The organism is Paenibacillus sp. fava2 (assembly GCF_058313675.1).
On the sequence record NZ_CM177755.1, the window covers coordinates 5487170 to 5503064 of the forward strand.

At 53.3% G+C, this 15895-nt stretch carries 11 protein-coding genes; all 11 read right to left on the minus strand.

All coding sequences use genetic code 11. The features are described from left to right. Positions 1–26: 26 nt before the first annotated feature. The 11 genes from ftsA to AC4G46_RS24235 all read right to left on the minus strand — a co-directional run bounded on the left by ftsA (position 27) and on the right by AC4G46_RS24235 (position 15867). The gene (gene ftsA, locus AC4G46_RS24185; RefSeq protein ID WP_221802360.1) at positions 27–1292 is read right to left on the minus strand and encodes a cell division protein FtsA; all 1266 of its coding nucleotides are present in this window, start codon (positions 1290–1292) and stop codon (positions 27–29) included. A 340-nt stretch (positions 1293–1632) separates the two neighbouring features. Beyond that, entirely contained in the window at positions 1633–2388 is a 756-nt protein-coding gene (locus AC4G46_RS24190; protein WP_491124954.1) for a cell division protein FtsQ/DivIB, read from the minus strand. Positions 2389–2452: 64 nt separating this feature from the next. Continuing rightward, entirely contained in the window at positions 2453–3736 is a 1284-nt protein-coding gene (murA, locus tag AC4G46_RS24195) for a UDP-N-acetylglucosamine 1-carboxyvinyltransferase (protein WP_491124955.1), read from the minus strand. 222 nt (positions 3737–3958) lie between these two features. Further along, positions 3959–5074: an undecaprenyldiphospho-muramoylpentapeptide beta-N-acetylglucosaminyltransferase gene (gene murG / locus AC4G46_RS24200; RefSeq protein WP_491124956.1), complete on the minus strand. Its 1116-nt coding sequence runs from the start codon at positions 5072–5074 to the stop codon at positions 3959–3961. A gap of 5 nt (positions 5075–5079) precedes the next feature. Next, the gene (gene spoVE, locus AC4G46_RS24205) at positions 5080–6177 is read right to left on the minus strand and encodes a stage V sporulation protein E (protein WP_491124957.1); all 1098 of its coding nucleotides are present in this window, start codon (positions 6175–6177) and stop codon (positions 5080–5082) included. A 49-nt stretch (positions 6178–6226) separates the two neighbouring features. Beyond that, on the minus strand, positions 6227–7645 hold the full coding sequence (gene murD, locus AC4G46_RS24210; RefSeq protein WP_491124958.1) for a UDP-N-acetylmuramoyl-L-alanine--D-glutamate ligase: 1419 nt from the start codon (positions 7643–7645) through the stop codon (positions 6227–6229). 3 nt (positions 7646–7648) lie between these two features. Further along, the gene (mraY, locus tag AC4G46_RS24215; RefSeq protein ID WP_491124959.1) at positions 7649–8614 is read right to left on the minus strand and encodes a phospho-N-acetylmuramoyl-pentapeptide-transferase; all 966 of its coding nucleotides are present in this window, start codon (positions 8612–8614) and stop codon (positions 7649–7651) included. Between the two features lie 20 nt (positions 8615–8634). Further along, positions 8635–10041, minus strand: a complete 1407-nt coding sequence (locus AC4G46_RS24220; protein ID WP_491124960.1) for a UDP-N-acetylmuramoyl-tripeptide--D-alanyl-D-alanine ligase — start codon at positions 10039–10041, stop codon at positions 8635–8637. Beyond that, complete coding sequence (locus AC4G46_RS24225) at positions 10038–11525, minus strand: UDP-N-acetylmuramoyl-L-alanyl-D-glutamate--2,6-diaminopimelate ligase (RefSeq protein ID WP_491124961.1); 1488 nt, start codon at positions 11523–11525, stop codon at positions 10038–10040. The genes AC4G46_RS24220 and AC4G46_RS24225 overlap by 4 nt, the downstream gene beginning before the upstream one ends. 51 nt (positions 11526–11576) lie before the next feature. Continuing rightward, positions 11577–13502: a stage V sporulation protein D gene (locus AC4G46_RS24230; protein WP_491124962.1), complete on the minus strand. Its 1926-nt coding sequence runs from the start codon at positions 13500–13502 to the stop codon at positions 11577–11579. A gap of 142 nt (positions 13503–13644) precedes the next feature. Further along, entirely contained in the window at positions 13645–15867 is a 2223-nt protein-coding gene (locus tag AC4G46_RS24235; protein ID WP_491124963.1) for a penicillin-binding transpeptidase domain-containing protein, read from the minus strand. Positions 15868–15895 lie beyond the last annotated feature (28 nt).

Below are 15895 nucleotides of genomic sequence, written 5' to 3' on the forward strand. Positions count from 1 at the left end.
CGGTCCAAGTATATCTGGACTTACACTTATATGAATTCGCTAAACATGTTCTTAATACGCTCCATCAGCCCCGGCTTCTTGTCGATCTCCTGGGTTGGAGCAGCGCTTTGCTTGCTTCGGTTGACCGTTTTCTTATTCGCGCTTCCGCCGGTATTGCCGCGAACGCGGAAACGGCGGACGACATTATGCAGAATACCTACACCCCCGGTGAAGCCCGGGTCGCGCACTCCGATATAGTCAGGAACAGCAATACGTACCGAAGCCGATAATTCAGACTGTGCCGCCTTCAGGACACCCGGCATCGATACAGTACCACCCGTAAGTATATAACCTCCGGGGAGCTCATTGTAACCCAGCCGCTTAACTTCCTGGCGGATCAGTTGAAATATTTCCTGGACTCTCGGCTCGATAATCGCTGCCAGATCCTCCTGGTTAAATTCCTTTTCCACATTGCTGCCGATACGGAGCACTTTGAACACGACATCTGAGGCGGCATCATCGATCCAGGCACAGCCGTACTTCAGCTTAACCTTCTCCGCCTGATCAGTAAGTGTACGGAGTCCGTAGGCAATATCATTCGTTACAAATTCTCCGCCGATGGGGATCGTGGAAGTGGCACAAAGGGAACCTTCTTCATATACGGCTATCGTCGTGGAGCCTGCACCGATATCGACGAGCACCGCACCCATCGACTTCTCATCTTTGGACAGCGCCAATCCGCCGGCTCCAAGAGACATCAGCACAAGATCCTTCACCTTCAGCCCTGATTTCTCTACACAACGAAGCAGATTATGTATCGGCGTTTTCGCCCCGGTTATAATCGTCGCCTCAACCTCCAGGCGCACACCGATCATGCCGCGGGGGTCCTGGATTCCTTCCAGACCGTCAACGATATACTGTTTGGCGACAACATCGATAACTTCACGCTCAGGCGGCATTGCAATAACTTCTGCCGCTTTGATCACGCGATCGATGTCCTCTTCGCCGATCTCCCGGTCTTCATTCTGGACGGCCACGACGCCATGGCTGGATTGCAGACCGATATGGTTGCCGGAAATCCCGACATATACCTCGGATATTTGAATACCGACCATCTGCTCCGCATGTTCCACGGCGCTTCTGATCGATTGCACAGTCTGATCGATATCTACAATCGCACCCTTGCGTATCCCTTCCGAATCAGCAGATCCAACGCCAATAATATTAAAGGTTCCATTAGTAACTTCCCCGATAATTGCCCGCACTTTGGATGTACCGATGTCCAAACTAACAATGATGTCATTGTTGCTCAAGCCCTATGGCACCTCCTGTTATAATTAAAAGTTGATGCTGAAGAAACACACGGTTTCCCTAGCCGGGAAGCTTCTCTGTACATATTCAACATCACGATTCCTTTCCCTCTTTTTTCTACAATTTTTTTGAATGGGATAATATGGAATACCGGGTTTTATAGTGAGTATCTTTTAATAGTCCGGAGTTGCCCTTTATCCCCGCAAGAAATATAAGGATAAAAAGAAAAAAGCAACCACTTCCAGGCCTTATTCTCAAAAAATCCGCAGAAAAAAGAGGGATACACCTTATTGCCCGTAACTCCGATTGTAGCATTTTTTCCGTATCATTAGTAGGGACTATTTACTCTTGTATGTCATTTGTATCCTGGGTTTCTGCCACGAAAGGCACATACGTATCAGCTTCCAGCATCTTGATCAGTCCGGGCTCCTCGGTCTCAATCACCTGGTTCAGGTATTCCACCTTATCCTTCAATAGAGAGATTGCTGTAATCACCTCGAAATGTGAACGGGTGTACAGCTTGATGCGGTCCGGAAAAGATAGAGTCGGTGAAGGGACGATCTCGGAGATGTCACTGGTCAATTCATTGGGAATACCGGCTAAAGCCTGGGAGAGCTTGGCCTTATTAGGATCTTCTTCCTTCCAGCCGGTCAGAATCGGCTTCTCTACCGCTATCCCGGTGTCATTCACCTTAACGGCAGCTCCACTGGACAGTATGGCTTCAAGAATGCCCTGCTGATCCAGCTCATAGGCTACAGCCGGAAACTCTTCAATGGTAATGTTGACGACCCCCGGAAAATTCTTGACCACGGTGGCCTCCTTGACGGTTTTAAGCCCCTTCAGCGAATCTTCCACAGAATCAGCTGAGGCTGCGAAAAACTGTCCGCCGATTACCAGGCCACTTCTCTCCAGCAGTTCCTCACGGGTAGTGTACTTATTACCCTGAAAGTTGATTTCCGTGATGCGGCTGACGGAGGAACGGAAAAAGATTACGGCCAGCAGCGCTATGAAAAGCAGCAGCAGAATGACAGTGATTTTACGGCTCATTTTTTTTACAGGCTTGTCCTCTTTTAGACGAGGCAGTCGGGTTTTAGGCATTCTCATATCTCCGTAATAAGGCCCTGTCTCCTTCCCTGGCCGAAGCCGAAGGAGACAGGGAGCTTTAATTGGCCAAATCAAAGGGACCCGGTACAGGTACTTTGCGGCTGATGCGTGCACCCAGCTTCTGAAACAGCAGCTCGATGCCGTCATAGCCGCGGTCGATGTGGTGCGCCTGCTCAACAATAGTAGTTCCCTGTGCTGCGAGACCGGCGATCACCAGGGCGGCTCCGGCCCGCAGGTCCGTTGCTTCCACTGTTGCCCCGTACAATCTCTGGACACCGCGGATAAATGCCCGGTTCAGGTCAGTGGAAATATCCGCACCCATCCGGGCCATCTCCTCCACATGCTTGAAGCGGCCCTCGAATACCGTCTCTTTAATGACACTGAAACCGTCGGCCAGCGACAGCAGCACCATCACCTGAGACTGCAGATCCGTAGGAAAGGAGGGATACGGCGATGTCACAATCCGTTCTACCGCCCGCGGACGCCCCATACAGCTGACATTTATTATATCATTGCAGACTGTAATTTGAACACCTGCCCGCCTCAGCACATGGATGAGCGAGGTTAAATGTCCGGCATTGGTGTGGGTCAGTGTGACACTTCCGCGCGTTGCAGCAGCAGCGATCATGACCGTGCCGGCAACGATCCGGTCAGGGATGACCTCATACGTACAGGGATAGAGCTTCTCGACACCCCGGATAGTGATGGTATCGGTGCCCGCGCCGATAATCTGGGCACCCATCGCATTCAGGAAATTCTGTAGATCCTGGATTTCCGGCTCTCTGGCCGCACCTGATATCGTAGTCGTGCCCTCAGCCATTGCCGCCGCCATCATAATATTCTCTGTGGCACCGACACTGGGATAATCAAGATGAATGTCGCTCCCTGTCAGCCTGCCGGCCCGGCAGGAAATCCTCCCGCTAACCTCCTCAATCTCAGCCCCCAGCAGCTTTAGGCCCTGCAGGTGAAGGTCAATCTTGCGTTCCCCGATCGCACAGCCGCCCGGCTGATAGATCGTCACCTCACCAAATCTGGCCAGTAAGGGTCCCATTAAAAAAATGGAAGACCGCATCTGCCGCATTAAATCCTCCGGAACATGGGAAGTGCTTAAGGTTGACGTATCCATTGTTACCGTTTCTTCCTCATGCACAGCCCTGCAGCCCAGCCGTCCCAAAATGTTCAGCATAGTCTCGATGTCCAGCAGCTTCGGCACATTATGCAGTGAGTGAACTCCTTCGGCCAGCAGGCTAGCCGCCAGGATTGGCAGGGCCGCATTTTTTGCTCCATGGATACGTATGGTGCCTGACAGGGGACTTCCACCCTCAATCACCAATTTGTCCAATGTATCACCTCCGAGATTACCGCTCACCCACAACCTGTTTCTCCCGACCAAAACCTGTGAAACGCCCTTGGTACTACAGTATACGCGTAGGCATCTCACCCTGAGGGAAGAACCATGGGTGATTGTCACGATTATAGGATTATCCTATGTTCATAACCCCGGGTGTGTGACAGCAGGAGAATAAGAGCGGCTCTGGAGCTGCAGCCTGCCGGCAGCCTAACCTTATTTCTTCCGTATGGCGGCAAGCCGCCGCAGTTCGCTGACGACCAGCGCAGCGGAATCCCGTTTGCCCAGACGTCTGGACGATTCCGCCATGCTGCTCCGCAGTGACTCTGCCCCGATGATCCGCTGAACGGCTTCATACAGCGCCTTGCCGCTCAAATCCTTCTCCAGCAGTACAACTGCCGCACCTTCACGTTCCAGCTGCCTTGCATTCGCTTCCTGGTGATTGTTCGTCACATTAGGGGACGGAATGAGGACGGAGGGAATGCCCAGAGCCGTAATCTCGGCCAAAAAGGAGGCGCCCGCCCGGTTCACAATCAGCGAGGTACAGGCCAGCACCTCGGGCATATTGTGGACATAGGGGAGGACATGCAGCCAGCTTGGCTCTCCCCCGAGCTTTTGACGCAGGGCCTTGCGGGTTTCATCAAAATAAGACTCGCCTGTAACATAAACATAATGAACTCCATTACCCTTACCCACAAACGGCACCATCTCAATCATTGCCCGGTTAATCGCCTTGGCTCCGCCGCTGCCGCCGACCACAAGCACAACCGTACTTCCTTCAGGTATGCCAAGGGACGCATAACCGCGCTGCGGGCTTGCAGCTGTCACCGTTGTGGCTCTTGGATTACCGGTATAGATGACGTTTTTGCCACCCGGAAAAGCGGATTCTGTGCCTTCAAAGCTTACGGCTACCGTATCGGCATACCTGCTCAGAAATTTATTCGTCAGTCCGGGAATCGCATTCTGTTCATGGATAAGCGTCGGAATCCCGAGACGGGAGGCCGCGTATACTACAGGACCGCAAACATACCCTCCTGTACCGATAACGACATCCGGCTTGAACTCACGCAGCATTTCCTTGGAGGCCTTAACCCCCTTCAGAAAACGCATTATCGTCTTTACATTGTCCATCGAAATCTTCCGGCGGAAGCCGGTAATATCAATAGCTTTAAAAGGAAGATTCTCCTGTGGAACGAGCCTGCTCTCCAGACCGCGTTTGCCGCCGATATAGAGAAAGGCCGATCCTCCCTCTTCCGCTTCAAGCTGCCTGGCGACGGCAACGGCGGGATAAATATGCCCCCCCGTGCCACCGCCGCTTAATACGATACGCATCTCTTTCACCTCGCATAACGGGATAGATTCAGTAAAATGCCGAGTGCCGTGAGCATCAGAGTCAGCGAAGATCCCCCATAGCTGATCAGCGGAAGGGTAATACCGGTTACCGGCATCATTCCGATAACCACACCAATATTGATGATGACCTGAACTGCCACCATACTGACAATCCCTACCGCCAGATAGCTGCCGAACCGGTCAGGCAGGCTCATCGCCACTTTCATTCCCCGCCAGATCAGGATCAGGAAGAGAATCAGCACCGCAATTCCCCCGATGAATCCCAGCTCCTCAGTAAGTATAGAAAAAATAAAATCAGTCTGCGGCTCCGGCACATAGCTGTATTTCTGCCGGCTCATCCCCAGCCCGAGACCGCCCAGCCCTCCGGGGCCAATCGCATAAAGGGACTGGATAATCTGATATCCGGCGCCAAGCGGATCGGACCAGGGGTCAAGAAAGGCTGTAATCCGCTTCAGCCGGTAAGGTGCAGCGGCAATCAGCCCGGCAAAGCCGAGCACTCCCAGTCCCCCGAGTGAGAGCAGGTGTTTCATCCGGGCGCCTGCCGTGAAGACCATCATAAGCGCCGCACCGAACATCACGGTGCCTGTGCCGAGGTCCGGCTGGAGCATAATCAGCGCGAACGCTGAGCCGATCAGGGCGAGCGGCGGCAGCAGGCCGCGCGTGAAGGCGGAGATGTCATAATCGTCCTTGCCCAGCCAGTTGGCCAGGAACAGAATCATTCCCATCTTCATAAACTCAGAGGGCTGAATGCCGAAGCTGCTGATCCCCAGCCAGCTCCGTGCACCGCCGCGGACTACCCCAATGCCCGGAATTAAAACCAGGACAAGCAGGATGAAGCAGAGGATCAGTGCAGGCCGTGCAAACTTCTTGAGCACCAGATAATCCGTGTTGGCGGTTACGAACATTGCAGCAAGGCCAAGTCCGGCGAACAGCAGCTGTCTTTTGACAAAATAAAACGAATCGCCATAATTGCGGAAGCCCAGGACAGATCCGGCGCTGTAAACCATCACCATGCCGATGACCAGCAGGGCAAGTATGGGAATCAGCAGCCAGATGTCAGGCGCATGACGCGATTTGTTCATCAGGAGCACACCTCTTGCATCCGTAGTAGGGGCTTATCCACCCCCCTACTTAAAGGTTATGCACCGCCTCTTTAAAAATACGCCCGCGCTCCTCATAGGATGTAAACATATCCCAGCTGGCGCATGCAGGAGACAGGAGAACGACCTCTCCCGGTTCCGCAAGAGCGGAAGCCTCCCGCACAGCCTGCTGCAGCACGGCGGCGGCACTCTCCCCATTATCGACGGAGATGATATGCTTTACTCCTGCCATTGCGGCAACCTTTGCCAGCTTGTCCCGGGTCTCACCCAGGACCACGATACCTTTCAGGCCGTCCAGGACAGGGAGCAGCTCCATGTAGTCGGAGCCGCGGTCAAGACCTCCGGCAATCAGCACCAGCGGCTGTTTGAAGGAGCCCAGCGCCATGGTTGTCGCTTTGGAATTGGTAGCTTTGGAATTGTTATAGTAGGCGGTACCCGCCTTCTCTGCCACATACTCCAGCCGGTGCTCAACACCGCGGAACGATGCCAGTACGCCGCCAAGCACAGCGGGATCTGCCCCTGCGGCAATGGCAATGCCGCAGGCTGCCAGCGCGTTCTCCACATTGAAGCGGCCGGGCAGGCCGATTGAGCTGACCTTGGCTATCTCGGTTTCACTCTCACTGTAATCGCGGTAAATGATCACCCGCTCCAGATCATCCTCTGCGTCCTGCACATAAGAAGGCCGGACGAAGATTCCCTGGACCAGCTCCTCGGTCATTGAGAAGGGCAGAATGCCTGCCTTGATGTAAGGAACAAGTTCACGGCAGACCGGATCATCCCAGTTCAGCACCGCAGTGTCTTCGGGCTTCTGGTTGGCAAAGAGCTTCGCTTTGGAGGCCACATAGTCCTCCATGCCCCCGTGATAGTCGAGATGGGTCTCCGCCACGTTCAGCAGCGCGCCCACCTTCGGGCGGAATGTCTCCGTTCCTTTAAGCTGGAAGCTGCTCAGCTCTACTACCATCCAATTATTATCGTGTGCCTCTTGCGCAGCCTGAGATAGCGGTGTGCCGATATTTCCGGCGACAATCGGGTTCATTCCGGCAGCGTCCAGCATTTTGCCCACCCAGGTGGTCGTAGTTGTCTTGCCGTTGGAGCCGGTAATGCCGATCATCGGCGCTGCACAGATACGGTAGGCCACCTCCACCTCGGTTACGATTTCGATGCCGAGCTCCAGTGCCTTTTGTACCGGGGGCACGGAATACGGGATTCCCGGATTCTTCACCACAAGGCTTACGCCTTCATGAATCAGGCCGTCCGGATGCCCTCCGCATATAACAGAAATTCCCAAAGATTCCAGTTCGGAAGCTTCGGGACTTTGCTCTCTTTCTTTTTTATCGTTGACCGTGACAACCGCTCCGCGTTCATGCAGTACTTTGGCCACCTGGACTCCGCTTTTGGCGAGCCCCAGGACGACCACCTCCCTGCCTTTGTATTCATCTGGATGCTTCATTCCTTACAACCCCTTGCTCAAGATTAGTCCTACAGCCGCAAGCAGCAGGCTTACCGCCCAGAAAGTCGTAACAACACGCCACTCCGACCAGCCTCCAAGCTCAAAATGATGGTGAATCGGGCTCATGCGGAAGATGCGCTTGCCGCGTGTTTTAAAAGATGCCACCTGTAGCACGACGGACAGCATTTCAATTACAAACACACCGCCGATCACCACAAAGAGCAGCTCGCTTTTGGTCACAATGGCAATGGCCCCGATTGCGCCGCCAATCCCGAAGGAACCGAAATCCCCCATGAATACTTTGGCAGGATGGGCATTAAACACCAGAAACCCTAGCACTGCACCGATCATTGCAGCCGCACACACTCCTGCGGCAATTGAGGTTGCCTGCATGGCGACGACTGCAAAGGCGGCAAGGGCAATTGCACTGACTCCAGACAATAGTCCGTCAACTCCATCCGTGAAGTTTACGGCATTGGTAACCGCCATCATCATGATGACGATGAACGGATAATAGAACCAGGCGCCCCAGTCAAAGCTGATATCCGTGCCCGGTATGCTGATTCCGGTATTGTGGCCGGCATTAAACAGCAGAATACTCAGCGCTATGCCTACCAGAAGCTGGCCCGCCAGCTTTTGGCGTGCCGTGAGCCCCAAAGAGCGTTTAAAGGCAATTTTGATATAGTCATCCAGGAACCCGATCAGCCCGTAGCCGAGCGTAGCCACCAAAAGAACATAAAAATCCGAATTCACTACAGAAAACTTTAAGAAGGATAGCGTGAACGCCACCATAATGATAATACCGCCCATCGTCGGTGTTCCCGCTTTTTTCAAATGGGATTGCGGTCCGTCGTCCCGTACCTGCTGTCCGAATTTCATTCTGCGCAGCAGCGGAATGAACAGCGGAGCGGCAATGACCGCAAGGATAAAGGATACAGCAATAGTCAGCAGCAGAAGTTGATAATCCATGGGTACACCCCCTCCAGTATTTATGTCTGTTTAAAATGTTCGTTAAGGCTGTTCAGCGTCTCTTCCAGACGCATGCCTCTTGATGCTTTGAACAGCACAATGTCCTTGGAGCTGCATTTGCCGTTCAGGGCAGCAGACAGCTCTGCCTTATCGGTAAAGGCCAACACCCGCTCAGGCCCGAAGCTCCGGGCTGCGGCTTCAGCCAAAAAGGCTGATAGCGGTCCATAAGTAAAGACCAGATCCGTCAAAGCCGGATCCAGATATCCGCCGATTTCCCGGTGGAAATCAGCTTCCTTAGGCCCAAGTTCCAGCATGTCCCCCAGCACAGCAACCCGCTTGCCGTCTGTTTTCATAGACTGGAGCACATCAATAGCCGCCTTCATCGAGGTAGGACTGGCATTATAGGCATCGTTCAGCAGCGTCAGTCCGGAGGCCGTTACGATCACTTCAATCCGCATGCCGGTCAGCTTGAGCCGTTTCAGCCCTTCTTCAATATTCGCCTCGCTAACCCCGTAATGCCGGGCAACCGCAAATGCAGCCAGTGCATTACTGACATTGTGGCGGCCCGGAAGCGGCAGTGTAAAAGCGCGCTCCTCAGCAAGGTAGACGGTTGTAAACGTCATTCCCCCGATATGCGTCATCATCCCTGTCGGATAAACATCGTTATCTGCAGTAAACCCGAAACGGACAGATTGCAGACCTTCCGGCGCATGGAAAGCAGATTCTGCCATAACTTCCGCGAGCAGCGGTTCATCGCCATTATAGATAAGCAGCCCGCCAGGCTTTAGTCCTTCAGCAATTTCCAGCTTGGCCCGGGCAATTTCCTTGCGGGAGCCCAGCTGCAGCAGATGCGACTCCCCTATGTTTGTAATAACCGCAACGTCAGGAGCGGCAAGCGAAGCCAGCAGGGCAATTTCTCCCCGTGAGCTCATGCCCATCTCGAGTACGGCTATCTCGGTATCCTCGCTCATCGAAAGCACCGTAAGCGGCAATCCGATGTGGTTGTTAAAGTTTCCCTGAGTTTTATGAACCCTGTATTGTCCCTCCAGCAGGGAGGTAACGATATCCTTGGTTGTCGTTTTGCCGTTACTGCCCGTTATACCCACAACCTGCGCGCCTGTTTCGCTTAAATAAGCGGCAGCCAGTCTCTGCAGGGCAGCCAGTGTATCCTCAACCAGAATGACCGCACCTTCCGGTGCAGCACCCTTATCCCGCTGCCAGAGTGTAGCGCCAGCCCCGGCAGTGAGTGCCGCCGCACTGTAATCATGCCCGTCGAAATTGTCTCCCGTAAGCGGGACAAACAGGCAGCCTGATGTAATTTTGCGGGAGTCGGTAATGACTCCCGCTATCTCCAGTTCCGGATCTGCAGCAGAACCTAATGTTCCTCCGCACATGTCAGCGATTTTTTGCAGCGTTCTTGTAATCAATAGCTTCGGCCCCTTATAACTTCTTTGGCGACAAGGCGGTCATCGAAATCATGAACCACTCCGCCGATCAGCTGGTAGGTCTCATGACCTTTCCCCGCAATCAATACTACATCGCCGGGGCTTGCCATTTCAATAGCATTTCTGATTGCCTCCCGGCGGTCCGGAATCATCTCATAACGCTCCTGCGGAACCCCGTCCCCGATCAGGCCGGCTTCAATATCCTGAAGAATCATCAGGGGGTCCTCTGTCCGCGGGTTATCCGAAGTCACAAATACATGGTCGCTGTATTTCGCGGCAATTTTGCCCATAAGCGGGCGTTTTGTCTTATCCCGGTCCCCGCCGCATCCGAACACGGTCAGCACCTTGCCGCCCGCGAACTCGCAAACGGCCTTCAGCACATTCTCCAGTCCATCCGGCGTATGCGCATAGTCAACAATAACAGCAAAATCCTGCCCTTCGTCGACCGATTCCACACGACCGGCTACACCGGCCACCGACTCCAGACTTGATTTAACCTCTTCCAGCGGGATATCTTCGAGCAGTGCGGCGGTTATCGCAGCCAGGGCATTATATACATTAAATTTGCCGACCATGCGCAGCGAAATGTCAGTCTCTCCCTTAAACGTATCCACATGGAAAAATGTTCCTTTGGCTGTAATCGATATTTGCGACGCCCTGACGTTGGCGTTATTATCAATGCCGTATGTAATCACTTCCGCTGCAGTCTGGGCGGCAAAATAAGCGCTCGCTTCATCATCGGCATTCAGCACGGCGTACTTACGCTCTTCTTTCCAGGGTGAAATGACGTTGCCCAGACGGGAGAAGAACAGCCCTTTGGCCGCACGGTACTCCTCCATCGTATGATGGTAATCCAGATGATCCTGGGTCAGGTTTGTAAAAATCGCTGTACGGTAATCCGTGCCTTTTACCCGCCCCTGCTCAAGCGCATGTGAGGATACTTCCATGACACAGCACTCCACCCCTTTCAGCGCCATATCGTTCAGTGTACGCTGCAGCTCAAGCGACTCCTGCGTCGTGCCGGAAGCCGGATAGATCTGGCCGTCATATTGGAGCTGGATCGTGCCGATCAGCCCGGTTTTCAGCCCGTGATCGGACATAATCCGCTCAATCAGATAGGTGGTCGTCGTTTTGCCGTTCGTTCCGGTCACGCCGATCATTTTCATGCGGCTGCTCGGTGAACCGAAGAAGGCATTTCCGAGTACAGACATGGCAAACCGGCAGTCATCGACGATCAGCTGCGGCAGATCCAGATCCAGCTTCCGTTCAACTACCAGCGCTGCAGCGCCTCCGGCTGCCGCCTGGGGTGCATAATCGTGGCCATCCACCGTAAAACCAGGCAGGCAGATAAACAAATCGCCGGGCTTAACCTTCCGGGAATCTGCCTGAAGATTTACAATCTCGGTTTCCCCGTCTCCATACAGGCGCGAAGCCGCAAGACAAGAAGATAATTCTTTTAATTTCATAACTAATCCCTCACTCTGCAATTTCGGATAAGAAGACTGGCCCTACCTCTATCATTGACTGGAATTCCCCATATAAATCCTGATGGTTGAGCCTTGTTCAACCCTCGCTCCCGCTTTCGGAGCCTGATTAATGACAGTATTGCCGGTGCCTGAACGGGCTAACGTAAAGTTCATGTTCAGGTCCTCGTAAATGTCCTGGACTGTAGCCCCTGTTAGATCGGGAACCGTAACAATCGGAGTTTCACCTAATTTATAGGTTTTGGGAAGCTGGTCTGTTCGTTCAGGTACTTTCAGGTAATGCAGGGAATCCTCCAGAATGTTCTGTACGATCGGAGCAGCTACAACCCCCCCGAACTGTATTCCCTTAGGATTATCAACCGCAGTGTAAACTACAATCTGCGGATCATCCGCAGGAGCAAAGCCGATGAATGAAACAATGTGCTCGGTCGGAGAATAGCGGCCGTTAACTACCTTTTGTGCCGTCCCTGTTTTGCCTCCCACCCGGTAGCCGTCAATAAAAGCCGGCCGGCCGGTGCCTTTGGCAACCACGCTCTCAAGGGCAGCCCGCACCTTCTTCGATGTTTCCTCCGAAATGACCTGCCGGACTTCCTTGGGCTGAACCTCGGATACGGTCTCGCCCGTCTCCGGATTGATCCAGGCCTTGGCCACGTGCGGAGTATACAGCTTACCGCCGTTAATGGCTGCTGATACTGCAGCAATCTGCTGAATCGGCGTTACCGAGACGCCTTGGCCGAAAGCGGTAGTGGCAAGCTCCACCGGTCCAACCTGGGACAGCTTGAACAAAATACCGCTGGCCTCGCCGTTCAAATCTATACCTGTTTTCGTCCCGAACCCGAAATCACGGATATATTTGAACAGGGTTTCCTTGCCGAGCCGCTGGCCCAGGGCGACGAACCCGGGGTTGCAGGAATTCTCGACCACTTCAAGGAAGGTCTGGCTGCCGTGCCCGCCCTTTTTCCAGCAGCGGAGCCTGGCGCCCCCGACCTCGGCATAACCCGGATCAAAAAACCGCTCATTCTGCAGATCCACCTTATTCTCCTCCAGCGCGGCAGCAAGAGTAATGATCTTGAAGGTGGACCCCGGTTCGTAGGTCATCCAGATAGGCAGGTTGCGGTTATACACCTCAGCGTCGTATTCCTTGTAAGAGCCCGGCTCATAGCCCGGCCGGCTGGCCATCGCCAGGATCTCGCCGTTTTTGGGATTCATTGCAATCGACCATGCACCCTGTGCCTGATACTTCACCATCGCCTGATCCAGCTCACGCTCCATAATCGACTGGATCTGCTTATCAATGGTCAGCTGCAGGCTGAGCCCCTCCTGGGGTTCGTAATATTTCTCGGAGGAGCCCGGCATCAGCCTTCCTCCCGCATCGGACAGATAGGAGACATTGCCGGCAATTCCTTTGAGCAGCTTATCATAAATGCTCTCTATGCCCGTAATCCCCTGGTTGTCGATTCCGGTAAACCCGAGAATATGTGCTGCCAGATCACCATAAGGATAGTACCGTTTGTTGTCCTCAGCCACAACGATGCCCGGCAGCTGCAAATCACGGATGCTCGCGGCAAGCTCCATCGTAATTTTGCGGCCGCCGGGCTGTAGCTTAACCGATGACTCACGTTTGGACATCAAAGTGACCAGCTTTTCCTCAGTCATTCCAAGGAGCGGAGCCAGCTGCTGTGCCGTCTTTTGCTTATCCTTAACCTGCACGGGAACGGCATAAACCGTAGGCGAGCTGACATTATAAGCCAGTGCAACACCTTCACGGTCCAGTATCTCTCCGCGCTTGGCGGTGTAAGGAATATTGCGGCGCCACGACTCCTCCGCCTTGGCGCTTAGCTTCTCGCCCTGATAGAGCTGCACATAGGCAAGACGTACAGCCAGTGAACCGAATAACACAGCCAGTCCCAGCAGTGTCCACAGCATTCTCCGCCGGGTTACAACCTTTGAAACCTTCATACCGCGTTCCCCCGCTTTCCCTCGTAATAGACATGATCTCTTATCTCCATGACTATTCGGGACAAACAGGGGTTAGAACAAGCCTGACAGCCTGTGCAGCCTGCCGTATGCAAAGACCGGCCCATCAGGGAGAAGCAGCAGACTACTCTCCGCTATCCCCGGTATCTTCGTTCTCTTCTCCTGCCGCAGCTACCGGAATATCCTCACCGTATTCATTAAGCGGATTGAGCTTCAGCTGTACAAGCTTTTTGCCGTTCTGGCTTGATTCTGTCTGCTCGGTGACATATCCTTCGCCTTCGACGGAAATCTGGACCTTCAGCAGATTGAGCACCTCCAGCGCATCCCGCAGCGACTGTCCCTTAAGATCAGGGATAGAAGCCTGGTCGCCCTGCTGGCTTAACAAATAGATCCGCTGTCCCGAAGCCAGCAAAGTCCCCGCTTCCGGATACTGGCTGACCACACTGTTTCCGCTGCCGACCGCCTCAAAATCGTAGCCCTGATCGAGCAGCAGCTCTCTGGCTTCCTTAACGGATTTACCCTCCAGATCAGGCGTGGAGCGCTGGACTGGAGCCGCTTTGTTAACCTTTGCGCTTGTTCCCGTGCCAAGGGCTGTCTTTGGCACCCCCATATACTGCAGGGACTGTGATACAATTTCTTTGAACACCGGGGCAGCTGCCGTTCCGCCGCCAACCTCAACATTCGGCTCATCGATAATGACGATCACTGCAATTTTCGGATCATTCACCGGAGCATAGCCGATGAAGGATACCAGAACCTTAGATTTTACGTAGTCCTGGCCTTCTACCTTAATCGCGGTCCCGGTCTTACCGGCTACCCGGTAGCCTTCAATGTAAGCATGTTTACCGGTACCTATACTCTGGTCTGACACAACCTGCTCCAGATAACTGCCGGTTTCCCTGGCGCTTTCTTCAGATATAACCTGGCGGACAACCTCCGGTTCGGTAACTGCCGTTTTCCCCGTGTTCGGATCGCTGATTTCCTTTATGACATGCGGTACCATCAGCTTCCCGCCATTGGCAATAGCTGCGACAGCTGTGAGCTGTTCAATCGGGGTAACCTGCACTTTACCGTGACCGTAAGCTAGTGTTGCATACTCGACAGAATACTTCGGTGTAACCCGGCCTGAGACTTCTCCGGGAAGATCGATGCCCGTCTGCTCTTCAAACCCGAAATCGTGAATATACTGCATCAGCCGGTCCTGCCCGAGCATTTCAAAGCCCAGCTTTACAAAAGCCACGTTACTGGAGCGCTTCACACCTTCAAGGAATGAAATTTCACCCCAGCCGGCACGGTTGATATCATGGAGCGGCTGGCTATATCCTTTAATCCGGATCGAGCCTGATTTAAAGGTGGCCTCAGGGTTGAACAGATTCTCCTCCACCGCCCCGGCCAGCGTGACAATTTTGAAGGTGGAGCCTGGCTCATAAATCGACTTGATGGCATGATTAAGGAAATTTTGCTGATCGCCTGCATATTTCCAGAATTCATTCGGGTTAAAAGTTGGCAGGTTGGCCAAGCCAAGGATTTCCATTGTGTTCGGATCGGCGGCAATAACCGTCATACTCTTGGGCTTGTACTGGTCATAGGCCTTCTGCATGGCTTCTTCAATGTAACGCTGAATGGTACTGTCAATGGTCAGCTTGATATTGCTGCCGTTCACAGCCGGCTGGTAGGTGTCATTGGAGTCCGGAAGCTTTATCCCTTTACCGTCACTCTGATAATAGAGCTTGCCGTTCGTTCCTTGAAGCTGCTTGTTAAAATAACTTTCCAGCCCCATAATGGCTTCGCCGTCGCGGTTCGTGTAGCCCAAAATATGCGCAGCCAAAGAGTCTTTGGGATAATAGCGTTTCTGCTCTGTGATCAGACCGATTCCGGTTTCGAGCGTACTATATTTCTCCTCCAGCTCTTTGTTGAACTCTCTCACTTTATCCGCTAGCTCTTTATCAATTTTCCAGCCTTCATTGCGGATTTCGCGGTTCTTCAGGTAATTGCCGCTGTCATCCTTGGCCTCCACCAATTTCTTCAGTTCGGCCTCTGGCTTGCCCAGCAGGTCATGGAGTCCCTTGATGACCTCTTCCCCGATTTCCTTTTCAGCGATGACCTGAGGGTTTACAACGACTGTATACGCCGGTACATCACTGGCCATAACACTACCGTTTCGGTCTTCAATGGTACCACGCTTCGCTTTGATAACCGAGGTATGTGCCCATAGGTTAACGGCCTTTTCATGCCAGAAATCATTCTGCATGACCTGAATCCAGAATACCCGGACGACTAAAACAAGAAAAAAGAGGGTAATACACCCTCCTATAAACAGCGTGCGAAGTTTTATTCTCTTGACCATAAGGTAACCTCACAAACTCTATTATTGC